Source organism: Citrobacter sp. MGH110 (assembly GCF_001037515.1).
GTDB lineage: Bacteria > Pseudomonadota > Gammaproteobacteria > Enterobacterales > Enterobacteriaceae > Citrobacter > Citrobacter portucalensis.
In genome coordinates this window covers 2,669,220-2,692,306 of the sequence record NZ_KQ089830.1, presented here as the reverse complement: position 1 = coordinate 2,692,306, position 23,087 = coordinate 2,669,220, and the positions used below count along the sequence as shown (strand labels likewise).

Sequence of the window (23,087 nt, the reverse complement as noted above, 5' to 3'; positions counted from 1 at the left end):
ACAGGCCATTTGCAACCAAATGTAAAATAAGGTTAAAGAGTGGGTGATTAAGAAGTTTTTAATTAAGTATAATCTCATTGATTTCATGATGTTAACCTTGTTGGTGTGTAAACCTTCAACCAATTATTAGATATCTCTAATAATCTTTTAATTAAATCTTGATTGAGATCTTACTTGTGTAGTGATGTTTGTGTGAGGGGCACGGAAAGCTAAAATAGAGTGGCGGTTTATCTCTCAGGTTAATGATGTGGTGAGGAGCGTAAAAATTTTTTTTGCAGTGCTTTAAGTTTTCCAAACGGGCGGTCGTTTTTACAGGGTATCGAAACGAAAACGATTATTCCCAAGGAGCTGTACCATGTTATCGATTAATACTAATACCGCATCAATGTCTGCTGTTAATGCTATCAACAAAAGCAGCGCATCACTGTCTACTTCTATGGAACGTCTGGCGACAGGTAACCGTATTAACTCTTCTGCAGATGACGCTGCGGGCAAACAGATTGCCAGCCGTCTGACTGCGCAGTCCAGCGGTATGGGCGTTGCGCTTAGCAACATCAACGATGCGACTGCGATGCTGCAGACTGCAGACAGCATGTTTGATGAAATGACTGACGTACTGGGCCGTATGAAAGACCTGTCCACTCAGGCAGCGAACGGAACCTACAACGACGAAGATTTGCAGGCGATGCAGGACGAATACGACGAACTGGGTCAGCAGATGTCCGATATGCTGCAGAACACCACTTACGGTGGCACCAACCTGTTCGGTGTTTCCGGTACCAGCAACACCGGTAAAGATGGTCTGTTCCAGAGCGGTGTAACCTTCCAGGTTGGTGCTGAATCCTCTGACACCATGACCGTTAACATCTCCAGCCAACTGGACGATCTGGTCGGTGCGCTGGATCAGGTTAGTGCTTCTTTCAAAGGTGACCAGGCAGATAAGACCGGTAGCGCAGGTATCTCTGGCGGCTCCGAACTGACCACTTCTGGCTCTGCAAACGCGATGATTGGAACTATCCAGACTGCAATGGATGACGTGTCTAAGATCCAGTCCAAACTGGGCGCATCTATCAACCGTCTGAACGATACCGCAGCTAACCTGACCAGCATGCAGGACAACACTGAAGTGGCGATCGGTAACATTATGGATACCGACTACGCGACGGAAGCGTCCAACATGACCCAGCAACAGGTGCTGATGCAAACTGGCATCACCATGCTGAAGCAGTCCAACAGCATGTCCAGCATGGTTTCCAGCCTGCTGCAGTAATTCCTGACTTAACGTCATTCACAACACCGCCACCCGGCGGTGTTGTGCTTTCAGCGACCTGGTTTTTAGCTGAAAACTTTCCTGGGGAAGGGAAAACGCATTTCCGCCACTAAGTTAACTAACTGAATCTGAATAATAAAAAATGTTGGCATGTGTTTTGCTATTACATAAATAACGTTGCACGGAGTCATCGATTATGAGTTTTACGAGTCCGATCCAAAAATTAGCACAAGAGTTTGCCTACGCCGATATTGCTACCCAGGCGACGAATTTGCAGAACGAACAGAACGAATTGAATGCAGAGAGCAGCGGTCTGGACTCGCTCAGTACCGCGCTGACGAACTTTCAGACGGCCATCGATGCGCTGAACAGCGACACCGACGGTCCGCTGACGTTTTCTGCTACCTCTAGTAATGACGCGAATACCGTATCGGCGAACTCGGAAGCTCAGGCCGGAACATACTCATTCTATGTTTCACAACTGGCGCAGGCGCAACAAACCACGTTCAGCATGAGCGACGATACCTACGCCGCGACCGGAACATTCGAGCTCACCATGGACGATGGCACAACCATGGATATTGACCTGTCCACGGTCGACGAGGATGGCGATAACAGCGTTGATGCCAGTGAACTGGTTGATGCGATTAATAACTCGGACGACAACCCGGGCGTTTCGGCGGCGCTGGTTAAAACCGATGGCACCACCACCATTATGTTGACTTCTGATACCACCGGCGAACAAAGCGGTTTTTCGGTGAGCGTTTCGGGCAATGACGATCTTGCTACGGCGGAGTCATCGAGTGAGCAGCAGTTAACGGATGCGCAGGACGCGAAAATTCATCTGGGAAATGAAAATGGTCCTGAAATCACCAATAGCTCCAATACTTTTGATGATGTTATCCCCGGCGTGACGATGACCTTTTCTGAGGTCAGCGACCCTACCGATCCTGACGATGTGACCACGTTTACCGTTGCGGAAGACTCCAGCGGATCGCAGGCCAAAGTGCAGACCTTTGTGGATGCCTACAACACGTTAATCGACACCATCGATTCGTTGACCAGCTATGGCGATGACGACACGGCTGCTGGGGTTTTTGCCGGTGACGCCGGGATGAATTCGCTGGCAAATCAGATGGATGATATTGCTCATGCCTCCTACGGCGGTGTTTCGATTGTCGACTATGGCATCACGCTGGATGACGACGGTCACTTACAAATTGACTCCACCCAGTTCAGCGAAGAAATGGAAGAAAATCCGGACGGTTTGACCTCTATTTTCGTCGGGGAAGACAGCATGGTCGCGCAGATGGACGACCTGATGGAAAGCTATCTGGATTCCAGCAACGGCATCATCGCCATGCGTCAGGAAAACATTGATGACCAGCAGAGCAAAATTCAGGACGAAAGCGATCAACTGACTGAAACCTATAACACCAACTACGAGCGCTACGTGGAAGAGTACACCAATACGCTGGTTCAAACGTATACCATGAAAGTGAGTATGGCCGCGTTTATGTAACCGGCTGGTTTAAGAGAAGGACTGAGAATCAACATGTACGACACGCAGGATGGTTATTCGCAATACAAAGAGATGGATCTTGCTGCGCGTACCGCAGCAGCATCGCCGTTAGAGCTGGTGCTGGTGCTGTTTTCGGGGCTGATGGACGAGCTGGAACGCGCCAAAAGCCACATTGAGAACAAACGCTACGAGCGTAAGGCGCAAAGCATCAACAAATGCATCGATATTCTCAACGCCTTAACCAGTTCGCTGGAGTTTGAAACGGGCGGCGAGCTGGTGGTGAATTTGTCCCGGCTGTATGACCACTGTGTCTACCGCCTGTACGAAGCCAGCGGCGAATTGTCGCTGGAAAAAATTGATGAAGTGATCCTCATCCTGACGAATCTGCGCACGGGCTGGGAAGGTCTGTCGGCAAAACTGGGATAAGGCGATGCAAAGAGAGCGTCTGCAACAGCAACAGCAGCTTTATGCCCTGGTACAAGAGATGAACGACGCGCTGGATAACAAGCGTTGGCGACGATTACCCGGCCTGCATCAGCAGGTGATGCGCGTTTTTCATGACTATGCCGCCTGGGAAACTGATGCCGGGGCGCTGAGGGAAGTGAAAAGCAAAATGCATGCGGCGTTTGAGGCGCTAATAACCCGGCGAACGCAGCGTGCGGAAGAACTTAAAGCGCGCATGGATCAACATCAGCAAAACCAGGAAGGAATGTTGGCGTACTCAATGGTTAATTTAATTTCGGAGAAGGCATGAATCCTGTATTACTGGCCTCGGCCAGTGCGTTGGCAGAGGCCACACCGGAAAAGGCGGCTATCTCAGCCGCAACAACGTCAACGAGCGGCAGCACGTTTTCTTTGCCGCAGGCTGGGCTTAACGCGGTGGCTGAACGTTTGATTGGTGCAAAAGTCAACCAACAGCAGGCGTCGGCGGCCGGGCATCAGCGCGATGACGCAGATCCTGCGGCTATGCAGGCATTGCTGGCGATGCTGCTGGCGCAACCGGCTCAGGCGTCAGCGTCTGCACCAACCCAGAAGCAGCCGGACGGTGAGATGCTGAAAATGCTGGCGCAGGTGCAAACCTCCCAATCAGGTTCATCGCTTCTGCGTCAACTGGCGGGCGCGATGGCTCAACAAGGAAAAACGTCCTCGCCGTCGGCTGAGCAGCATGCCACGGATTTATCGTCACTGCCGCCTAAGCTGCAAACGTTGCTGGCGTCGATCGGCGAGGATTTGCCTCAGGCAACGCCGGATCAGCAGGCCAAACTGGCGACATTCTCCGCTCAGGATCTGCGCGCGATCGCGCCTGAACCTGCTTCGCTTTCAACGTCACAGCAAATATCCGCCCGCGTGAAGTCTGAGGATCATAGCGTTCCTCGCCCGATGGCGGTGAGAAAAACGGATGGCGTGGCGGTTAACCCAACGCTTGCGACGCAAAGTTTGCTCAATACGGCGGCACAGGGAAATCAGCCGGTGAATGCCCTGAGCGATCATAGTGTGGTGTCGACGCAAGTTTCGACGCCGACCACGCTGTCAACAGAGGAACTCGGAGAGAAGCTTACCGCGCTGCTCAAAGACAGAATTCAATTCCAGTTGGGCCAGCAACAGCAGGTGTCGACTATTCGTCTTGATCCTCCTTCGCTTGGCAAACTGGAAATTGCCGTGCAGCTGGATGCCGGAAAGCTGATGGTTCACATCGGCGCAAATCAGAGTGATGTCTGCCGCTCGTTGCAGCAATTTAGCGAAAACTTACGCCAGCACCTCACGGCGCAAAACTTCATGGAAGTGAACGTTCAGGTCTCTTCCGAGGGGCAATCGCAACAGCAGCAACAGCAGTCAGATCATCAACAGGACGAGGTTACGTCGGCGCTAACGCTTAACGATGAGCCTCAATTTCAACAGAACGAATCCGTTCTGATCAAAGTGTAAAAGCAAGATGAAGAAAATTGTTATCGCGTGTCTGATTAGCTCCGTCGTGGCGCTGGGTATTGCAGGGGGCGCAGGATGGGGCATTTATCATTCTATGACTAAAGGAACCGCAACAGCAGCAGATAAGCCTGCGCATGAAGCGGAAGATAGCCAGGATGAGTCCAGCAGTATTTTTGTCTCCCTGCCGGAAACGGTGGTTACGCTTCATGATAATGAAGGGGAAGACAGATACATGGTGGCAGAGCTGGTAATGGTCGTTGATTCAGAGAAAGACGCTGAAAAAATTAAGAAAGACGAACCGCTCTATCAAAGTATTACGGTAGATGAACTCTCGAACATGAAATATGAGGATATTCGGGCGCTGAAGATCTCCGATATCAGAAAGAAAATATTTGAAAATCTGAAAATTGAATTAGCGAAACGCAAAATGGCGACACCTTATAAGGACATTTTGGTGAAAAAAGTCGTGTTTCAATAAACGACAAGCCAGGAAATAACATGATCCAGGATGCTTACGAGTCAGAAGACTTTAATGCGACGCCCGTGCTAACGCCAAAGCAAGAGAGCCATTATTTACAGGCCTATCTTCCTTTGGTGCGAAAAATAGTGCGTCAACTTGCGCCGCAATGTACCTGCGTTATGGACAGGCAGGATATGGAGCAAACGGCGCTGATGGGATTGCTGAATGCGATTCGCCGCTATGGTCAACCGGATGAGGGCTTTGCCGGTTATGCCGTCCATCGTATCCGTGGCGCCATACTCGATGAGCTGCGCAGCCTCGACTGGCGGCCGCGTCAGCTACGACAAAAATACCATCAGATTAAAGATTTGATTCGTGATGCGCGTACCCGGCTCGGGCATGAACCCTCATGGGAGGAGCTTTCCCGGTTGGGGTTGTCGTCTGAAGATTATCAGGAATACCAACAACTGGAAGGCGCCGAATCGCTGGCCAGTCTGGATGAATTACTGAATGGCGATATACCGATTGCGCCGCTCGAAGGGCGGGGGCTTGAGGAACAATTCGTCACGCAGGAAATGCTGGGTTATGCCCTGAGCCAACTCAGCGAAAAAGAGGGACTGGTGCTCTCAATGTATTACCAGCACGATATGAATTTAAAAGAGATTGCGCTGGTATTAGGGCTGACTGAAGCCCGTATTTGTCAAATGAATAAAAAAATCACGCACAAGATTCGTGATTGTTTATATCCAGATTAACAATTCCGAATCAACATGCGGAGGACGTAATGCAAAAGATTTTTGGTTTATTGGTGGTTTTAGGCTGCGTATTTGGTGGCTATTTTGAGGCTGGCGGACAATTAATTGCCATCTGGCAGCCGGCAGAAATTATTATTATCTTTGGTGCGGGGCTGGGGGCAATGATTATTGGTAACCCGGTGCACGTACTCAAAGAGATCGTCCACCAGATCAAAGGGGTGATCAGTAAAAAGAAAATGGGCCCGGAGTTTCAGCGTCAGCTGCTGATGTGTCTGTATGAGCTGCTGGAAATGGTGCAGAACGGTGGTCTGCGTATGCTGGATCAGCATATCGAACAGCCGGAAGAAAGTACCATTTTCCAGAAATACCCGCTGGTACTGACTCAAAAACGCCTGGTGACCTTTATCGCCGATAACTTCCGTCTGATGGCGATGGGCAAAATTGATGCCCACGAGCTGGAAGGGATCCTCGATCAGGAACTGGATACCGCGGAAGAATCTTTGTTAACACCGTCGCGCTCATTGCAGCGTACCGCCGAGGCAATGCCTGGATTCGGCATTTGTGCCGCGGTACTGGGCATTATCATCACCATGCAATCTATCGATGGTTCCATTGCGCTTATCGGATTGAAAGTAGCGGCGGCACTGGTAGGGACTTTCTTAGGGGTATTCATCTGTTATTGCCTGATGGACCCATTGGCAAACGCCATGGAACAGCAGGCACGGGCAGAACATTCGCTGCTTGAATGCGTACGTACCGTGCTGGTGGCGCAGGCGGGCGGTAAGCCGACGCTGCTGGCGGTTGATGCCGGGCGTAAACTTCTTCATCTGGCTTCCAAACCCACATTCGCCAATCTGGATGCGTGGGTGAACGCGATGCTGGAGCAAGAATAAGCATGAGGAAGGGGCCAAATCGTCGCGATCGCGGCGCGAAAACCACCATTATCCGCCGACAAATTAAAAAGAACCATGCAGGTCATCATGGGGGAGCGTGGAAGGTGGCATTTGCTGACTTTACGCTGGCGATGATGGCGCTGTTTATGACGCTGTGGATTGTGAACAGCGTCAGTAAAGCTGACCGCGAAAACATCGTGGCAGCGCTGCATGGTCAGTCAATCTTTAACGGTGGCGGTATGGCGCCGTTAAACAAGCTGGGCAAGCAGCCGATAGCGCCGGGGGCGCAGAAGAAAAACGTCACGCGCAACAAACTCGATAAAACCGTCAACCCGCAGGAGACGGCGAAGATCACCGAAGATAATGCGAAAAAGGCGTTGGACGTGAACGAGAAAACGACGTTACTGAAGCAAAAGTCAGCCCGCGAATTGGGCGAGCTGGCGACCGACATTAACGTTATCGCCCGCAACGCGCACATGGAAACTAACCTCGAGATGGAGATTGTTCCTCAGGGGCTGCGTGTACTGATTAAAGATGACCAGAACCGCAATATGTTTGAACGCGGTAGCGCCAAAATTATGCCGTTCTTTAAATCTCTGTTGGTTGAGCTGGCTCCCGTGTTTGACTCGCTGGATAACAAGATAATCATCACCGGGCATACCGACGCGATGAGCTATAAGAGCAATATTTATAATAACTGGAACCTCTCCGGCGACCGCGCATTGTCGGCACGACGCGTGTTGGAAGATGCAGGAATGCCGCAGGATAAAGTCATGCAGGTCAGTGCGATGGCGGACCAAATGCTGCTGGACGCGAAAAACCCGGAAAGCGCCGGTAACCGTCGCATTGAGATCATGGTATTGACGCAAAGCGCTTCCGATACGCTGTATCAATATTTCGGCCAACAGGGAGAGAAGATTGTGCAACCGCTGGTTGATAAGCTGGACAAGCAAAAGCAGGTGACGTCTTTACGTCAACAATCTGCTCCCGTCACGCATTAATTCTGTTCCCGTCCCCCACGCAACGTGGGGGAAAATTATCCCGCAGGAAGGCAATGTGATAGATGTAACCCATATTATTCCATTGGATATTCATACTGATGACGTCACTGATGTAGCCTGTCAGGGTGCGCATTTCGACAAGGTTTCAGGGATCTGGTACGCCGAACCCCATGAGCTAAACGGGGCGCTGCGTGAGTATGTCTACGACACCGATAGTTTCAATATTGTCGCGCCGTACTATCTGGTGATTACCTCGAAGATGCACTGCTGGAGCTGCCACCAAATTACCCGCATTCATGGCGTGATGTTTACCCGCTTTATGAAGAAAAATCAGGATGGTCAGGGTTGGCAGTCGGTCAGGCGTAACAGCTTTTTGTTCCACATTAATTCCCTGCCTGAAGAGATAAAAAGGAACATCAAAGCCAGTAATTATTACCTCGATAAAAGTAAAACCACCGGGCTACGTTACTGGATGAATCACTGTGAAATTTGTGGCGAACGTCTGGGAGATTACGAACTTTTCTGCGTTGAAAATGACGCCTTTCGCCTGATGACAATCGAAAAACTGCTGCGGGCAAATATTCGCAAAGTAAATAAACTGTTTGTCAGTACGGCGGGCAATCCTGCGGAGCATACGAAAACGGACATCGTGCGTTATCTGTGCGATGCGCGCTTCGTCATGAATGCTCCGGCGTAAGGAATAATCATACTTCTCACACCATAAAAATACTGTATACTTAAACAGTGTTGTGGGAGGCGAGTGATGCGCAAAATCATACATGTTGATATGGACTGCTTTTTTGCGGCGGTGGAAATGCGCGATAACCCCGCCCTGCGCGATATTCCCATTGCCATCGGCGGCAGCCGCGAGCGCCGGGGAGTTATCAGCACAGCCAATTACCCGGCGCGCAAATTTGGCGTGCGTAGCGCAATGCCAACTGGAATGGCATTAAAGCTGTGTCCGCATCTCACTTTATTACCTGGTCGTTACGAGGCCTATAAAGAAGCCTCCCGCCAGATTCAGGCTATTTTCTCCCGCTATACCTCACTGATAGAACCACTTTCGCTGGATGAAGCCTATCTGGATGTGACCGACAGCACCCACTGCCACGGCTCAGCTACGCTGATCGCTCAGGAAATCCGCCAGACAATTTTTAACGAGTTACAGTTAACCGCCTCTGCCGGAATTGCGCCGGTAAAATTTCTGGCAAAAATAGCTTCCGATCTCAACAAACCCAATGGGCAATATGTGATTACCCCTGCCGATGTTCCTGCATTTCTCAAAACGTTACCGTTAGGCAAAATACCAGGCGTCGGTAAAGTCTCCGCCGCTAAGCTGGAATCAATGGGATTACGTACCTGCGAGGATGTTCAAAAATACGACCTGGCAATGCTGCTCAAACGCTTCGGCAAGTTTGGTCGCGTGCTGTGGGAGCGCAGTCAGGGGATTGACGAGCGGGACGTCAACAACGACAGGCTGCGTAAATCCGTCGGCGTGGAGCGTACGCTGGCGGAAGATATTCACGAGTGGTCGGAGTGTGAGGCGATAATTGAACGGCTCTATCCTGAACTGGAACGGCGTCTGGCAAAGGTAAAGCCGGATCTGCTGATCGCTCGCCAGGGGATAAAACTTAAGTTTAATGATTTTCAGCAGACTACGCAGGAGCACGTCTGGCCGCGCTTAAATAAAGATGACTTAATTACGACAGCGCGCAAGACCTGGGACGAGCGTAGGGGAGGGCGAGGTGTCAGGCTGGTGGGATTACACGTCACGCTGCTGGATCCACAAATGGAAAGACAACTGCTATTGGGGCTGTGATTCAGAACAATTGCCGGATGTCGGCGTAAACGCCTTATCCGGCCTACAAACCAGCGTGCAGGCCAGATAAACGTAGCGTCATCCGGCATTTAGCGCAGAATCTTACTTCGCCGGAATAGACTTCAGCAGTTCAGTCAGCAGCGTCCAGTAATGGCCGACGCTTTCGATGTGAACCTGCTCATCCGGGGAGTGCGGACCGGTGATAGTTGGCCCGATGGAAACCATGTCCATATCTGGATACGGTTTCTTGAACAGACCACATTCCAGACCAGCGTGGATGATCTGGATATTCGGCGTTTTGTTGAACAGACGCTGATAGGTTTCACGAACCAGGTGCATAACCGGAGAGTTAGCATCCGGCTGCCAGCCTGGGTATCCGCCTTTTGCCTGGGTTTTCGCGCCAGCCAGTTTACCCAGTGAATCCAGCATGCTCACCACGTAGTCTTTACCGCTGTCGATCAGGGAACGGATCAGGCAGTGAATTTCAACGTTGTCGTCAGTCATGGTGACAACGCCGACGTTCAGAGAGGTCTCTACCACGCCTTTGGCGACGTCAGAGTTGCGGATTACACCGTTCGGGGTGGCGTTCAGCAGACGCACAAAGCTGTCGCGAGACTGAGCGGTCAGCGCGGCTTTGTCTTGAGTTACGGCATCCAGCAGCAGAGCCAGGTTCTTCTCTTTGGCTTCCAGTTCGTTTTTCAGGATTTCCTGATAGGTGTTGACCAGCGCTTTTAACGCATCAACTTTATCTGCAGCCACGGCCAGGGTAGCAAAGGCTTCACGCGGAATCGCGTTACGCAGCGTACCGCCGTTGAAATCAACCAGACGCAGATCCAGCTCTTCAGCGTGGCCCGCCAGGAAGCGTACCAGCAGTTTGTTCGCGTTACCGAGACCCACGTGGATTTCGCCGCCGGAGTGACCGCCTTTCAGGCCTTTTAACGTCAGCTTAAAGCTCTGGAATCCAGCCGGGATTGCTTCACGGGACAGCGGCAGGTTAGAGGTAAAGTCGATACCGCCTGCGCAACCCATGTAGATCTCACCTTCTTCTTCTGAGTCGGTGTTGATCAGGATATCTGCCTGCAGCCAGTTAGCCTGCAGACCAAACGCGCCATCCATACCCGCTTCTTCGGTCATGGTCAGCAGCACTTCCAGCGGACCGTGTACTACGCTGTCATCAGCCAGAACGGCCAGCGCAGACGCCATACCGATGCCGTTATCCGCACCCAGCGTAGTGCCACGGGCTTTCACCCATTCGCCGTCAATATAAGGCTGGATAGGATCTTTAGTGAAGTCATGCACGGTGTCGTTGTTTTTCTGCGGGACCATATCCAGGTGCGCCTGCAGAACGACCGGCTTGCGGTTTTCCATGCCTGCGGTAGCGGGTTTGCGAATCAGGATATTACCGACTTGATCGCGCTCGACGTGGAAACCTTTCTCTTGGGCCCAGCTCAGAATGTGTTCAGCGAGCTGCTCTTCATGATAGGACGGATGAGGAATAGAACAGATTTTGGCAAAAATATCCCATAGCGGTTGCGGGGATAATTGAGACAGTTCAGACACGTTGAGTCTCCTTGGCGATGTCCTACAAAACTTGCTTGCAGGCCACGGGGTTAGCAGAATTAAAAACACCACAAGTCAGGCTTGCGCGATGCGATTGAGAATACCACTTTCTCCGCTGACGGCTAGCATAAAGCATGCAAAAAGAGGCGCGGATTCCGCGAAACACTGGTTTTTAGTGCGTCAGATCTCTATAATCTCGCGCAACCTATTTCCCCCTCGAACACTTTTTAAGCCGTAGATAAACAGGCTGGGACACTTCACATGAGCGAAAAATACGTCGTCACCTGGGACATGTTGCAGATCCATGCACGTAAACTGGCAAGCCGCCTGATGCCTTCTGAACAATGGAAAGGCATTATTGCCGTTAGCCGTGGTGGTCTGGTGCCGGGCGCATTGCTGGCGCGTGAATTGGGTATTCGTCATGTCGATACCGTATGCATCTCCAGCTACGATCACGACAACCAGCGCGAACTGAAAGTGCTGAAGCGTGCCGAAGGCGACGGTGAAGGTTTCATCGTAATCGATGACCTGGTTGACACCGGAGGTACCGCCGTTGCGATCCGCGAAATGTATCCTAAAGCGCATTTCGTCACTATCTTCGCTAAGCCGGCTGGTCGCCCGCTGGTGAATGATTATGTTGTTGATATCCCTCAGGATACCTGGATTGAGCAGCCGTGGGATATGGGCGTAGTGTTCGTCCCGCCGATCTCTGGTCGCTAATCTAAAAAGTTTTCAACGCCTGGCAACTGCCGGGCGTTGTTCTTTTTGTGCTGTGTCAGGTTACACTATGCCTTAGTGAGTACTCATGGAGGCTGCAATCATGTCACAGGCTAACCTCAGCGAAGTCCTGTTTAAACCCCGCTTCAAACACCCTGAAACGTCAACACTGGTTCGTCGTTTTAATCACGGCGCGCAGCCGTCCGTACAATCTGCCCTGGATGGCAAAACCATTCCGCACTGGTATCGCATGGTGAATCGCCTGATGTGGATCTGGCGCGGCGTCGACCCGCGTGAAATCCTTGAGGTGCAGGCACGTATCGTGATGAGCGAAGCCGAGCGTACAGATAAAGAACTCTACGATACGGTTATCGGCTATCGCGGTGGGAACTGGATCTATGAGTGGGCGAAGCAGGCGATGGACTGGCAACAGAAAGCGTCTATGGAAGAGGATCCGCAGGTGAGCGGACGCCACTGGCTGCATGCGTCTACGTTGTACAACATTGCCGCTTACCCACACCTGAAAGGCGATGAGCTGGCAGAGCAGGCACAGGCTTTGGCGAATCGCGCCTATGAAGAGGCCGCACAGCGATTGCCGGGCACGCTGCGTGAGATGGAGTTTCCCGTCGCTGGCGGTGCGCCGATCACCGGCTTCTTACATATGCCAAAAGGTGACGGTCCGTTCCCGACGGTGCTGATGTGTGGTGGTCTCGATTCCATGCAAACGGATTACTACACCCTGTATGAGCGCTATTTTGCCCCACGGGGTATAGCCATGCTGACGCTGGATATGCCGTCGGTTGGGTTCTCGTCAAAATGGAAACTGACTCAGGATTCCAGCCTGCTGCATCAGCATGTATTAAAAGCGCTGCCTAATGTTCCCTGGGTGGATCACACCCGCGTGGCGGCCTTCGGTTTCCGCTTTGGCGCTAACGTAGCGGTACGTCTGGCGTATCTGGAATCATCGCGTCTGAAGGCGGTGGCCTGTCTGGGGCCAGTGGTTCATGCGCTGCTTAGCGACCCGCAGCGTCAGGCGAGCGTCCCGGAAATGTACCTTGATGTACTGGCTAGCCGCCTGGGGATGCATGACGCCTCCGATGAAGCGCTGCGCGTTGAACTTAATCGCTATTCATTAAAAGTGCAGGGCCTGCTGGGGCGACGCTGCCCGACGCCAATGCTCTCGGGATTCTGGAAGAACGATCCGTTTAGCCCGGAAGAAGAGTCACGTTTAATCACATCTTCATCTTCAGACGGTAAGCTACTGGAGATCCCCTTCAACCCGGTGTATCGCAATTTTGACAAAGGGCTGCAGGAAATAACCGGTTGGATCAATCAGAGATTGTGTTAAAAGTTTGCTAAATTTTAGCGATTTGGTAAAACAGGTGCTTCACCTAAGGAGATCGTAATGACGTTACCGAGTGGGCATCCGAAAAGTAGATTGATCAAGAAATTCACCGCGCTTGGCCCGTATATCCGGGAAGGGCAGTGCGAAGATAATCGATTTTTTTTCGATTGTCTGGCTGTTTGCGTCAACGTGAAACCCGCCCCTGAGAAACGCGAGTTCTGGGGCTGGTGGATGGAACTGGAGGCGCAGGAAAAACGTTTCACGTACAGCTATCAGTTTGGTTTGTTTGATAAAGACGGTAACTGGACGGCGGTGCCGGTGAAAGAGACTGAAGTGGTAGAGCGACTGGAATACACCTTACGTGAATTCCATGAAAAATTACGTGGCTTGTTGACGACGCTGAATCTGGCGCTGGAACCTGCTGACGACTTTAAGGATGAACCGGTTAAGTTAACGGCATAATGAACAGTAAAATGCCGGATGGCGGCGCAACCCCATCCGGCATTTTTTTATGCTATACCCTAAATAATTCGAGTTGCAGGAAGGCGGCGACGCAGCGAATCCCCAGGAGCGTACATAAGTACGTGACTGGGGTGAGCGAGGAAAGCCAACGCACATGCAGCTTGAAATATGACGGGTATAATTAGAACTGGTAGACCATACCGACAGCAACGATGTCATCATCGTTGATGCCCAGTTTATTATCGCTATCCAGCTGGTTGATTTTATAGTCAACAAACGCGGACATATTTTTGTTGAAATAATACGTTGCGCCCACGTCGATATAATTCACCAGGTCTTCATTGCCGACGCCTTCAATATCTTTCCCTTTAGAAAGCACATAACCCAGTGACGGACGCAGACCAAAGTCAAACTGGTACTGAACAACCGCTTCGAAGTTCTGTGTTTTATTGGCGAAGCCGCCGGAAATTGGCGTCATATTGCGTGTTTCAGAATAGAACGTCGCAATATAAATATCGTTAGCATCATATTTTAAGCCGGTTGCCCAGGCTTCAGCTTTATCACCCGTACCGCGAGTTTGCAGATTCTGCTGGTTGGTACGATCGGAGTTGGTATAAGCGCCGCTCACCGCGAAATCGCTGCCGCCAAAGTCATAGGTAACAGAAGTACCAAAACCGTCGCCGTTCTGTTTTTTCACATCGCGATCCTGGTTTTTACCCTGGTATTGCAGGGTCAGATCCAGGCCATCCACGACGCCGAAGAAGTCGGTGTTACGGTAAGTTGCCAGACCGCTGGCGCGTTTGGTCATAAAGTTATCGGTCTGTGCGGAGGAGTCGCCACCAAATTCCGGGAACATATCGGTCCAGGCTTCCACATCATACAGCGCGCCCAGGTTACGACCATAATCAAACGAGCCAAAATCTTTTAATTTCACACCGGCGAAGGCCAGACGTGTTTTTTGTTGGTTAGAGTCGCTTTCAGCTTTATTGCCGGCAAACTCTGCTTCCCAACGACCATAACCGGTTAGTTGATCGTTAATTTGCGTTTCACCTTTAAAACCTAAACGGATATAGCTTTGGTCACCATCTTTGCTGTCATAATCCGTCATGTAATGCATGGCTTTTACTTTGCCGTACAAATCCAGCTTATTACCGTTCTTGTTATACACTTCCGCTGCCTGTACGGATGCCGACGCAACAATTCCCATCACCACTAATGCCAGAGTGCTCTTTTTCATTTTCATTCCTGATTAAAAGTACGCGCTAATATTCACTGGGTGTGATCCCCGTTAAAAGACAGGAGGGTTTTTAACGTCTGGCAATGAACGTTTTATGACAAAGTAAGAATATTTTTAAAAAAGGATGTTTTTTTGTTTCTGTAATAAATGCGTCAAAATCTGCCGCTACGCTTGCTGATCCTGCGCAATAAAATTTCATGCTTTGTGCGCTGGCTGTTGGCAACCGGGGCCAGTCCTGCTAAAACGTTCGTTTGATATCATTTTCCCCAATTTTGAATGGCAGAGAATCATGAGTGACAGCCAGACGCTGGTGGTAAAACTTGGCACCAGTGTGTTAACGGGCGGATCCCGCCGCCTGAACCGCGCCCACATCGTAGAACTGGTTCGCCAGTGCGCGCAGCTCCATGCCGCAGGGCATCGTATTGTTATCGTTACCTCTGGTGCGATTGCCGCCGGACGTGAGCATCTTGGTTACCCGGAGCTCCCGGCAACGATAGCTTCGAAACAGCTGTTGGCGGCGGTCGGGCAGAGCCGACTGATTCAACTGTGGGAACAGCTGTTCTCGATTTACGGTATTCATATCGGGCAGATGCTGCTGACGCGTGCAGATATGGAAGACAGAGAGCGCTTCCTCAACGCCCGCGATACGCTCCGCACGCTGCTGGATAACAACATTGTTCCTGTCATTAATGAGAATGACGCCGTAGCGACCGCCGAGATTAAAGTCGGCGATAACGACAACCTCTCCGCGCTGGCGGCAATTCTGGCTGGAGCCGATAAGCTGCTGCTGTTGACCGATCAGCAGGGGCTGTTCACCGCCGATCCACGCACCAACCCGCAGGCTGAGCTGATTAAAGACGTGCACGGCATTGATGATGCGCTGCGCGCCATTGCCGGGGATAGCGTCTCAGGTCTGGGAACCGGCGGCATGGGCACAAAACTGCAGGCCGCCGATGTCGCATGCCGCGCCGGGATTGACACCATTATTGCCGCAGGCAGCAAGCCGGGCGTGATTGGCGACGTGATGGAAGGCGTTTCCGTTGGGACGCGTTTTCATGCTCAAGCCTCTCCGCTGGAGAACCGTAAACGCTGGATCTTTGGCGCGCCGCCTGCCGGAGAGATTACCGTCGATGAGGGCGCGACCGCAGCAATTCTGGAACGCGGCAGCTCATTACTGCCAAAAGGCATTAAAAGCGTGACAGGTAACTTTTCTCGTGGTGAAGTGATCCGCATCTGCAATCTCGAAGGGCGCGATATTGCCCACGGCGTCACCCGCTATAACAGCGACGCGCTGCGCCGTATTGCCGGACACCACTCACAACAGATCGACACCATCCTGGGCTATGAATACGGTCCGGTTGCTGTCCATCGCGACGACATGATCACCCGTTAAGGAACAGGCATATGCTGGAACAAATGGGCATTGCTGCCAAAGCCGCGTCATACAAGCTGGCGCTGCTCTCCAGTCGCGAAAAAAATCGCGTACTGGAAACCATTGCTGATGAGCTGGAAGCGCAAACGGAAAGCATCCTCAGCGCGAACGTACAAGATGTTGAGCAGGCGCGAGCCAACGGCCTGAGCGAAGCGATGCTCGACCGCCTGGCGCTGACGCCGGCGCGTCTGAAAGCGATTGCTGACGATGTGCGCCAGGTCTGTAATCTTGCCGACCCGGTAGGGCAGGTGATTGACGGCGGCCTGCTGGATAGCGGTCTGCGTCTGGAGCGTCGTCGCGTCCCGCTGGGCGTGATTGGCGTGATTTATGAAGCGCGTCCAAACGTCACCGTTGACGTTGCCTCACTGTGCCTGAAAACCGGCAATGCGGTGATTCTGCGCGGTGGGAAAGAGACCTACCGGACCAACGCCGCCACCGTGGCTGTTATCCAAAAGGCGCTGGAAGCCTGCGGTTTACCCGCGGCTGCCGTACAGTCAATTGATAACCCGGACCGCGCGCTGGTCGCTGAAATGCTGCGGATGGATAAGTACATCGATATGCTGATCCCTCGCGGTGGCGCGGGTCTGCATAAGCTGTGCCGTGAGCAGTCGACCATCCCGGTCATCACCGGCGGTATTGGCGTATGCCATATTTATGTTGATGATACCGCGGAGATCGCCCCGGCCCTGAAGATTATCGTTAACGCCAAAACCCAGCGTCCAAGCACCTGTAACACTGTAGAAACTCTGCTGGTGCATCAGGATATTGCTGAGCGTTTCCTGCCTGCGTTAAGCCAAAAGATGGCGGATAGCGGTGTTACGCTGCACGGTGATGAAATTGTGATGCAGGTTCTGCATGGCCCTGCCAAACTGGTGCCACTAAAACCGGAAGAGCTGGATAACGAGTTTCTGTCTCTGGATCTGAACGTTGTGGTGGTCGAAAATATGGATGGTGCTATCGCCCATATTCGCGAACACGGTACCCAGCACTCGGACGCCATACTGACGCGCACGCTCAGCAACGCCAACCGTTTCGTGAATGAAGTGGACTCTTCTGCCGTGTATGTAAACGCCTCTACTCGTTTTACCGATGGCGGCCAGTTCGGACTGGGTGCGGAAGTGGCGGTGAGCACGCAAAAACTGCACGCACGTGGCCCAATGGGACTGGAAGCACTGACCACATATAAGTGGGTTGGCTTCGGTGACGACACGATTCGTGCGTAATTAAAACTGGGTGATGTAATAATAGCCATCTGATTTAAAAGGCTATTAAGGCATCACCCAGTTAATTCTAACCTTCACCCCGCTGCCGCATTTTTTATCCTGCGTTTTTAACATCATCCGCACCAGTCTGGTTCTGACCTATGCATTCTCTGGTGCCAGAAAGGCGGCGTATCACAGAATTTTCCCTGCCTGCATGAATTTTCCTGGTCTTCGTTTCACGTATTGTTCCCATGGCCCGATCTATTAGAATCAATCTCATTTTTATGAGGAGTTGTTGCGTGAAATCGGATATTCACAAACTTAGCATTCCTGTTGTGCCGCTTGGCAACCCGTTTCCTCCCCGTCATTGTTCGCTGTGCCCAAAGGGAGCGGCGATTGACCGTGATAATCAATACAAATTAATAGACAAAAGAAGGCGGTTTAAAGCTGGGGAGATACTCGCTCGGCAGGATGAAACCGCGGAGATGCTTTTTGTTATCCATGAGGGGTACTGCAAGTCCAGCGTGGAATGTGGCGATAACGTTTATATCAGCCGCTTTTATGTTCCGGGAGATATCATGGCGCTGGATGCTGTCGAAGGAGGGAAGTATCTGACAACTATCCAGGCCGCAACGGCTGCAGAGGTTTGCCACATTGATATTGCGCGGTTGTTCAAGGTAGCAGAGAAGGAGCCTTCGGTTGCTGCTGCAGTCATAAAGTTTCTCTGCAGGGACAATGGATTCATTGTTGAAAAACTGCGGCGCTATGCGAATAAACATGCTGAGGCCAGGATCGCGGCTTTCCTGGTGGAATTTTACGAGATGCATTTACGCATCGGCAGGCCAGAAACGACGCTTCGCTTGCCATTTTCTCGCGAGGAAATTGCCAGTTATCTCGATCTTAAAATTGAAACCGTTAGCCGCTCATTAAAGTCACTTGAACAGCAGAATTTGATTACCTTACATAGGGTACGTACCGTAACTATTAATAGTTATCTTGGTTTAAAACGTTTTATCTAATTTTCTATTTAACGATAATCATTATCTCTCCTGATAAGCCAGGAATATTCATTTTATATGGAAAATTCCTGGTTTTAATTTTGTCAAATAATTATCAATTAGAATGTAGTTTCTGTAGGTGAATGTTTTTTTATAAGAATATTCCCTCGCAAATGGATATATCATGAGAATTTTCTTGCAGCGTTAAAAATTTAGCATAATTGCAACAAATAATAAGCATTATAGAGAAACTATGGAGGTGTTAATTATCTTTATGTTTTGTAAGGGTTTTGCTCTCGTGGTATTTGTATGATCTTTTTGATATTTATCAAAAACATAAAAAAGATGAATTGTTTGATTTGCCTTATTTATTTGGGTGATAGTTCTGGTTCATGGTGTTATTTAAGTAAATTAAACTTAGGAAACTTCTTAGATTATCGTTTTAGTGGGAAAATTCTTAGTCTTTTTGTAATTTTTGCGTTTCAGGGTTTGTTGAGATGTTACTTAATTCAAATGATAATTTTTGGGCGCGGCAATTCTGGCTCGCAATTAATGGAACCGCTGGAGTGACTTAATAATAAGACTCGGTGGTGAGTTTGTTCTTAGGAGAAGATAAAAATGAAAAAATTATTATTAGTGACCTCTCTGGCGTCTGTATTTGTTGCGGCAAATGCAATGGCAGATGTCACTGCTTCTGCAACGGCCTCGTGGGACGCGACGGCAACAAAAGATACCACCAGCATGTTGGTCGTCACTCCGCTGAACTCTTTGACTTTCCAGTATGCGGAAGGTCTGAATGGCTTCAACTCCCAGGATGGCGCGTTTGATGTGACTATTCAGGGCCAGGAAACGGCAACTGATTTTGAACTGACCGCTCAGATTATTAGCAATACTCTGACCAACGCCAGTGGCGATGCGTCTACCCTGAACGTAGGGGTGGCATGGAATGGCACCGCGTTGACTAATTCATCAGATACTGTCCTGGTAAATTCCAGCTCGACTTCTGGTCTTGAAAGCCTGATGGCTGATGGCGCTTACAACGGTGCTGACCGCGTCAGCGATCAATCCAACTTCAAATTCACCATTGCGTCTGCGACTTCTGATGGTAGCACGCCGGTAACGGATTACTCTGCACTGCCAGACGGCTATTGGACTGGTGATGTAAAAGTACAGTTCAATGCAACCTGGACGACTCCGTCCGCCTAAGAAATAAAATTTCGGGAGGAGAAATTCTCCCGAATTTATCAGGAATGGTGTCATGAATAAATATTTACCGGCAGCAATGTTGGTAGGGTTGGTAATCTCTTTTTCCAGCTGGGCAATTAACGTTGGTGATATCACGTCGATAATGACTTCTTCTGAGAGTTCATTATCGAAAGAAATTACTAATACGACAGATTCGGCTCGTTATGTCAGCGTATCGGTAAAAAAACTGTCATCACCTTTAGCGGGCGGAGTCGAAATAAAACCCGTTAATTCCGGGGAATTACTCTCTACGCCTGCCAATCTAATTCTGCCTGGTCAGGCAAAGGATGTTTTTCGCTTCTTTTATAAAGGGCCAGCTGATGATGTCGAGCGTTATTATCGTCTGCAATGGATAGATGAGCCGGTCACCGAGAGCGCGGAAACCAGGGCCAATAAATTGGCTGTTGCGACAGCGTCAGCAGAAATTGGCACGATTTTGGTTGTTGCGCCGCGAAAAGAGCGTTTTGAATATAATCGTAATGGTGATGTTATTAGCAATACTGGCAATGTTTCATTTCGAGTAATCGCCTATGGGGCTTGCAAAGATAATGCTCGCGATCAGGGGCGGGGCTGTCGTGAACGTTATTACATTATGCCAGGTACAAAAATAAAACTGCAGTTCACCGACATTAGTAATAGCCGCTCACGCATTGGGATCTGGCACGGTAAGCAGTTTATTACAGTGAAGTGATGGTCAATAGCAGCCATCTGTACGGGAAAAATAAAAATACCGGATTGTAAGGATGCATATGACAACAACATATATTGTTGGCGGTAGCATTTGTCTTTTTCTTGCGCTGACACCAGGAACTTCACATGCAGCCCCAGTAAAAGTGGGTAATTACGTTATTCCCAGCGCTTTCGCTCGTTCACTGGAGCAGGGAATGACGGTGCCGGTATATATACGTTACAACGAGACTGATGAGAAAAGTCAGCAAAAAATTGCCGATGCGGTGATTTCGCTTGTTGATGGCAATATTACAGTTAAAGCACTGACTCTTGCTGAATTGCCCAATAATGCTGTGTTATCCGAGAAAACCCGCGCGTTAGTGGAAAAAATCCGTGATGTAAAGTTTCACGATAATACGAATATTGAACTGTCAGATGATGCTCGACTGCAACTTAATGTCTCATCATTTCACCTGGAGATGATTGTCAGCAAAGATGCGTTAACTGAAGCGATTGTCGCGCGCAGTAGCTTGCTTGGACCTTCCAGCGTTGAAACTCTGTCTAACGTCCTGAACTACAACTTTGGTACCTACTATAACGATTACCGAAATGGCAGCAGTACCCGCAGCTATCTGACGATGGACAATACAACATCGCTGCGGGAGCACCACATTAATGTTAACGGTTCGTTTTACGGCATCGGTGACAGCAATGGTACCAGTAAACTTTATCGTGCGATGTATGAGCGCGATTATGAAGGGTATCGACTGGCGCTGGGGATGCTTGATACATGGAATGTCCAGTCTATTGCCAGCCTGAATGCGCTGAATGGTGGGAAAATTTACGGTGTGAGCTACGGGAACAAAGGAAGTACGGTTGTTGAGAATACCGCGCTTTCACTCACGCCGATTACCGTATTTTTGCCAGCCGCTGGTGAGGTTCATGTCTTCCGCGATGGACGTTTGCTCAGCGTGCAGAACTTTAATATGGGCAGCTATGAAATTGATACCAGTCGCTTTCCGTATGGTGTTTACGACGTCACGGTAGATATCGTGGTCAATGGGCGGACAATTAATAGTCGTGTCAGCCGGGTTAATAAGATCTTTGCTCGCCAACAAGCTGCCGGAGTTCATCAGCTCTCATGGCAGTTTTTTGGTGGTTCGCTGGATTATGATCGGGTGAGCTATAAGCGTAACCACTATCAGGATTTGGGTAGTGAACAGACCTGGATTGCCGGGGGGGCCGCATCGGTGACGCTGGCGATATTGTCGGGGCTGGGCCTGAAATCAACGATCTACGGTTTTGACAACAATGCGGTTAATGAAACGGATGTCACGCTGAATGTGAATGAATACGTCAGTATTGGCAATCAGATGTTGGTAGCGAACGATTCATCATGGCGAAACATCAGTAACATTAATCTCAATGTCCCTGAGGGATATGGTTCCCTTTGGGCATCTCGTGAAGACAGTAAAATTGGCGATCGCTTGCCTATGCAGGAGCGTGATAACTATTCCATTGGCGGAACTCTTAACCTCGGAAAGTTTATTCCTCATGGTGGTTCACTCACCGTGAGTCAGACGGAGAATCGTTACTCAGGCAATAAATACCGTAATCTGGATTACAACACGACTCTTTATTCTGGAAGGTATGCCATGATTGGGTTACGTGCAGGAATTCAGCGTTATTACTACAACAACCGAAATGACGATGGGCGACAGGAACGTTATGTCAGCCTGGACTTATCGTTGCCGTTGGCGACCTGGTTGAGCATGGGCGTCTCCCGAGATCGCTATGGCAGCACCCAGGGTAATCTCAGTGCACGAAAACAGTATGCTGAAGGGCCGATTAAATCGGTCGGATTATCTGCATCAACGCGTCTGAGTGGTGAACAGTATTACGACAATAATTATTCGGTAAACGGCAATCTAAGTTATGACACGAAATATAACGCTGGCACCGTATCGGTAACACGTTCTGCTGACAACTCCACCAATATGAACTTCTCTTCCCAAGGTTCTCTGGCATGGGCAGGTAAAGACTTCGGTCTGAGTAAAGAGAGGCAGCGTTCTGGCGTTATCGTAAAAACAGATTTGACCGGCGAGGGGAAACTGGCTGCGAAGATTAATAACCGCAATTATCGTCTCAGCGGTAAATCAAATTTCATTGCACTGCCGCCCTATGCTCAGTACAAGCTGGAAATCCTCAATGATAAAAACTCTGAGGACAGCTTCGATATTGTTTCAGGACGCAAACAGGAGCTGACGCTATATCCGGGTAACGTGGGAGTTATCAACCCTGAAGTGAAAAGCATGGTCACCGTATTCGGTCGCATTCGTTATCCCGATGGACAGTTGGCTGCAAATACCGATATTCATAACCACATCGGTAAAACACGTACGGATGCAAAAGGTGAGTTTGCTATCGATATTGATAAAAAGTATCCGGTTATTACGTTAATTTCTGCCAATGGCAGGGTATGTGAAGCCGATCTGGATCTGGAAAAAGCACGCGGCGCTGCGTGGGTTGGCGATGTGAAATGTGCAACGCAAACCACGATGGCACAACGATAAG

Annotated in this window: 22 protein-coding genes; 20 read left to right on the top strand and 2 right to left on the bottom strand. The window is 50.1% G+C overall.

Annotated features, from left to right (window positions below; genetic code table 11):
- Positions 1-355: 355 nt before the first annotated feature.
- The 11 genes from lafA (at position 356) to dinB (ending at position 9,646) form a co-directional block, all read left to right on the top strand.
- Positions 356-1,270 (top strand): lateral flagellin LafA, encoded by a 915-nt coding sequence (gene lafA, locus SK38_RS12755; protein WP_048236053.1) that lies wholly within the window; start codon positions 356-358, stop codon positions 1,268-1,270.
- Positions 1,271-1,466: 196 nt separating this feature from the next.
- A complete protein-coding gene (gene fliD, locus SK38_RS12750) occupies positions 1,467-2,792 on the top strand; it encodes a flagellar filament capping protein FliD (RefSeq protein ID WP_048236052.1) in 1,326 nt (441 codons plus the stop codon).
- Positions 2,793-2,825: 33 nt separating this feature from the next.
- Positions 2,826-3,218 carry a flagellar export chaperone FliS gene (gene fliS / locus SK38_RS12745; protein WP_003843794.1) on the top strand — a complete coding sequence of 131 codons (393 nt, stop codon included), beginning with the start codon at positions 2,826-2,828 and terminating at the stop codon, positions 3,216-3,218.
- A gap of 4 nt (positions 3,219-3,222) precedes the next feature.
- Positions 3,223-3,546: a hypothetical protein gene (locus SK38_RS12740; protein ID WP_043015277.1), complete on the top strand. Its 324-nt coding sequence runs from the start codon at positions 3,223-3,225 to the stop codon at positions 3,544-3,546.
- Complete coding sequence (locus SK38_RS12735; protein WP_048236051.1) at positions 3,543-4,718, top strand: flagellar hook-length control protein FliK; 1,176 nt, start codon at positions 3,543-3,545, stop codon at positions 4,716-4,718. The genes SK38_RS12740 and SK38_RS12735 overlap by 4 nt, the downstream gene beginning before the upstream one ends.
- 7 nt (positions 4,719-4,725) lie before the next feature.
- Positions 4,726-5,196 carry a flagellar basal body-associated FliL family protein gene (locus SK38_RS12730; protein ID WP_048236050.1) on the top strand — a complete coding sequence of 157 codons (471 nt, stop codon included), beginning with the start codon at positions 4,726-4,728 and terminating at the stop codon, positions 5,194-5,196.
- Positions 5,197-5,216: 20 nt separating this feature from the next.
- The gene (locus SK38_RS12725; RefSeq protein ID WP_048236049.1) at positions 5,217-5,933 is read left to right on the top strand and encodes a FliA/WhiG family RNA polymerase sigma factor; all 717 of its coding nucleotides are present in this window, start codon (positions 5,217-5,219) and stop codon (positions 5,931-5,933) included.
- Between the two features lie 29 nt (positions 5,934-5,962).
- A complete protein-coding gene (gene motA / locus SK38_RS12720; protein WP_043015281.1) occupies positions 5,963-6,826 on the top strand; it encodes a flagellar motor stator protein MotA in 864 nt (287 codons plus the stop codon).
- Positions 6,827-6,828: 2 nt separating this feature from the next.
- Positions 6,829-7,827 (top strand): putative lateral flagellar export/assembly protein LafU, encoded by a 999-nt coding sequence (gene lafU, locus SK38_RS12715; protein WP_048236048.1) that lies wholly within the window; start codon positions 6,829-6,831, stop codon positions 7,825-7,827.
- 55 nt (positions 7,828-7,882) lie between these two features.
- Positions 7,883-8,524 (top strand): hypothetical protein, encoded by a 642-nt coding sequence (locus tag SK38_RS12710; RefSeq protein WP_048236047.1) that lies wholly within the window; start codon positions 7,883-7,885, stop codon positions 8,522-8,524.
- A 66-nt stretch (positions 8,525-8,590) separates the two neighbouring features.
- On the top strand, positions 8,591-9,646 hold the full coding sequence (gene dinB / locus SK38_RS12705; RefSeq protein WP_048236046.1) for a DNA polymerase IV: 1,056 nt from the start codon (positions 8,591-8,593) through the stop codon (positions 9,644-9,646).
- Between the two features lie 102 nt (positions 9,647-9,748).
- On the opposite strand, the gene pepD is transcribed toward dinB, so the two are convergent.
- Positions 9,749-11,206 carry a cytosol nonspecific dipeptidase gene (gene pepD / locus SK38_RS12700; RefSeq protein WP_008783788.1) on the bottom strand — a complete coding sequence of 486 codons (1,458 nt, stop codon included), beginning with the start codon at positions 11,204-11,206 and terminating at the stop codon, positions 9,749-9,751.
- 261 nt (positions 11,207-11,467) lie between these two features.
- On the opposite strand from pepD, the gene gpt reads away from it, so the two are divergent.
- From gpt to crl, 3 genes are all read left to right on the top strand, one after another.
- On the top strand, positions 11,468-11,926 hold the full coding sequence (gene gpt / locus SK38_RS12695; protein ID WP_003031380.1) for a xanthine phosphoribosyltransferase: 459 nt from the start codon (positions 11,468-11,470) through the stop codon (positions 11,924-11,926).
- A gap of 100 nt (positions 11,927-12,026) precedes the next feature.
- A complete protein-coding gene (gene frsA / locus SK38_RS12690) occupies positions 12,027-13,271 on the top strand; it encodes an esterase FrsA (RefSeq protein WP_048214870.1) in 1,245 nt (414 codons plus the stop codon).
- A 57-nt stretch (positions 13,272-13,328) separates the two neighbouring features.
- On the top strand, positions 13,329-13,730 hold the full coding sequence (gene crl, locus SK38_RS12685; RefSeq protein ID WP_008783790.1) for a sigma factor-binding protein Crl: 402 nt from the start codon (positions 13,329-13,331) through the stop codon (positions 13,728-13,730).
- A gap of 181 nt (positions 13,731-13,911) precedes the next feature.
- On the opposite strand, the gene phoE is transcribed toward crl, so the two are convergent.
- On the bottom strand, positions 13,912-14,967 hold the full coding sequence (gene phoE, locus SK38_RS12680; RefSeq protein WP_003830831.1) for a phosphoporin PhoE: 1,056 nt from the start codon (positions 14,965-14,967) through the stop codon (positions 13,912-13,914).
- 289 nt (positions 14,968-15,256) lie between these two features.
- Here phoE and proB point away from each other — a divergent pair, with 289 nt between their 5' ends.
- From proB to SK38_RS12650, 6 genes are all read left to right on the top strand, one after another.
- Positions 15,257-16,360 carry a glutamate 5-kinase gene (proB, locus tag SK38_RS12675; RefSeq protein ID WP_048236045.1) on the top strand — a complete coding sequence of 368 codons (1,104 nt, stop codon included), beginning with the start codon at positions 15,257-15,259 and terminating at the stop codon, positions 16,358-16,360.
- An 11-nt stretch (positions 16,361-16,371) separates the two neighbouring features.
- Entirely contained in the window at positions 16,372-17,622 is a 1,251-nt protein-coding gene (gene proA / locus SK38_RS12670; protein ID WP_048236044.1) for a glutamate-5-semialdehyde dehydrogenase, read from the top strand.
- Between the two features lie 278 nt (positions 17,623-17,900).
- Positions 17,901-18,620, top strand: a complete 720-nt coding sequence (locus SK38_RS12665) for a Crp/Fnr family transcriptional regulator (RefSeq protein WP_048236043.1) — start codon at positions 17,901-17,903, stop codon at positions 18,618-18,620.
- Positions 18,621-19,217: 597 nt separating this feature from the next.
- Positions 19,218-19,805 (top strand): common pilus major fimbrillin subunit EcpA, encoded by a 588-nt coding sequence (gene ecpA / locus SK38_RS12660; protein ID WP_003830835.1) that lies wholly within the window; start codon positions 19,218-19,220, stop codon positions 19,803-19,805.
- A gap of 52 nt (positions 19,806-19,857) precedes the next feature.
- The gene (locus SK38_RS12655; protein WP_048236042.1) at positions 19,858-20,535 is read left to right on the top strand and encodes an EcpB family pilus assembly chaperone; all 678 of its coding nucleotides are present in this window, start codon (positions 19,858-19,860) and stop codon (positions 20,533-20,535) included.
- Positions 20,536-20,593: 58 nt separating this feature from the next.
- Entirely contained in the window at positions 20,594-23,086 is a 2,493-nt protein-coding gene (locus tag SK38_RS12650; protein ID WP_048236041.1) for a CS1-pili formation C-terminal domain-containing protein, read from the top strand.
- Position 23,087: the final 1 nt, after the last annotated feature.

Coding starts and splice junctions, on each gene's coding strand:
- lafA (WP_048236053.1), top strand. CDS start 356: ATGTTATCGATTAATACTAATACCGCATCAATGTCTGCTGTTAATGCT.
- fliD (WP_048236052.1), top strand. CDS start 1,467: ATGAGTTTTACGAGTCCGATCCAAAAATTAGCACAAGAGTTTGCCTAC.
- fliS (WP_003843794.1), top strand. CDS start 2,826: ATGTACGACACGCAGGATGGTTATTCGCAATACAAAGAGATGGATCTT.
- SK38_RS12740 (WP_043015277.1), top strand. CDS start 3,223: ATGCAAAGAGAGCGTCTGCAACAGCAACAGCAGCTTTATGCCCTGGTA.
- SK38_RS12735 (WP_048236051.1), top strand. CDS start 3,543: ATGAATCCTGTATTACTGGCCTCGGCCAGTGCGTTGGCAGAGGCCACA.
- SK38_RS12730 (WP_048236050.1), top strand. CDS start 4,726: ATGAAGAAAATTGTTATCGCGTGTCTGATTAGCTCCGTCGTGGCGCTG.
- SK38_RS12725 (WP_048236049.1), top strand. CDS start 5,217: ATGATCCAGGATGCTTACGAGTCAGAAGACTTTAATGCGACGCCCGTG.
- motA (WP_043015281.1), top strand. CDS start 5,963: ATGCAAAAGATTTTTGGTTTATTGGTGGTTTTAGGCTGCGTATTTGGT.
- lafU (WP_048236048.1), top strand. CDS start 6,829: ATGAGGAAGGGGCCAAATCGTCGCGATCGCGGCGCGAAAACCACCATT.
- dinB (WP_048236046.1), top strand. CDS start 8,591: ATGCGCAAAATCATACATGTTGATATGGACTGCTTTTTTGCGGCGGTG.
- gpt (WP_003031380.1), top strand. CDS start 11,468: ATGAGCGAAAAATACGTCGTCACCTGGGACATGTTGCAGATCCATGCA.
- frsA (WP_048214870.1), top strand. CDS start 12,027: ATGTCACAGGCTAACCTCAGCGAAGTCCTGTTTAAACCCCGCTTCAAA.
- crl (WP_008783790.1), top strand. CDS start 13,329: ATGACGTTACCGAGTGGGCATCCGAAAAGTAGATTGATCAAGAAATTC.
- phoE (WP_003830831.1), bottom strand. CDS start 14,967: ATGAAAAAGAGCACTCTGGCATTAGTGGTGATGGGAATTGTTGCGTCG.
- proB (WP_048236045.1), top strand. CDS start 15,257: ATGAGTGACAGCCAGACGCTGGTGGTAAAACTTGGCACCAGTGTGTTA.
- proA (WP_048236044.1), top strand. CDS start 16,372: ATGCTGGAACAAATGGGCATTGCTGCCAAAGCCGCGTCATACAAGCTG.
- ecpA (WP_003830835.1), top strand. CDS start 19,218: ATGAAAAAATTATTATTAGTGACCTCTCTGGCGTCTGTATTTGTTGCG.
- SK38_RS12655 (WP_048236042.1), top strand. CDS start 19,858: ATGAATAAATATTTACCGGCAGCAATGTTGGTAGGGTTGGTAATCTCT.
- SK38_RS12650 (WP_048236041.1), top strand. CDS start 20,594: ATGACAACAACATATATTGTTGGCGGTAGCATTTGTCTTTTTCTTGCG.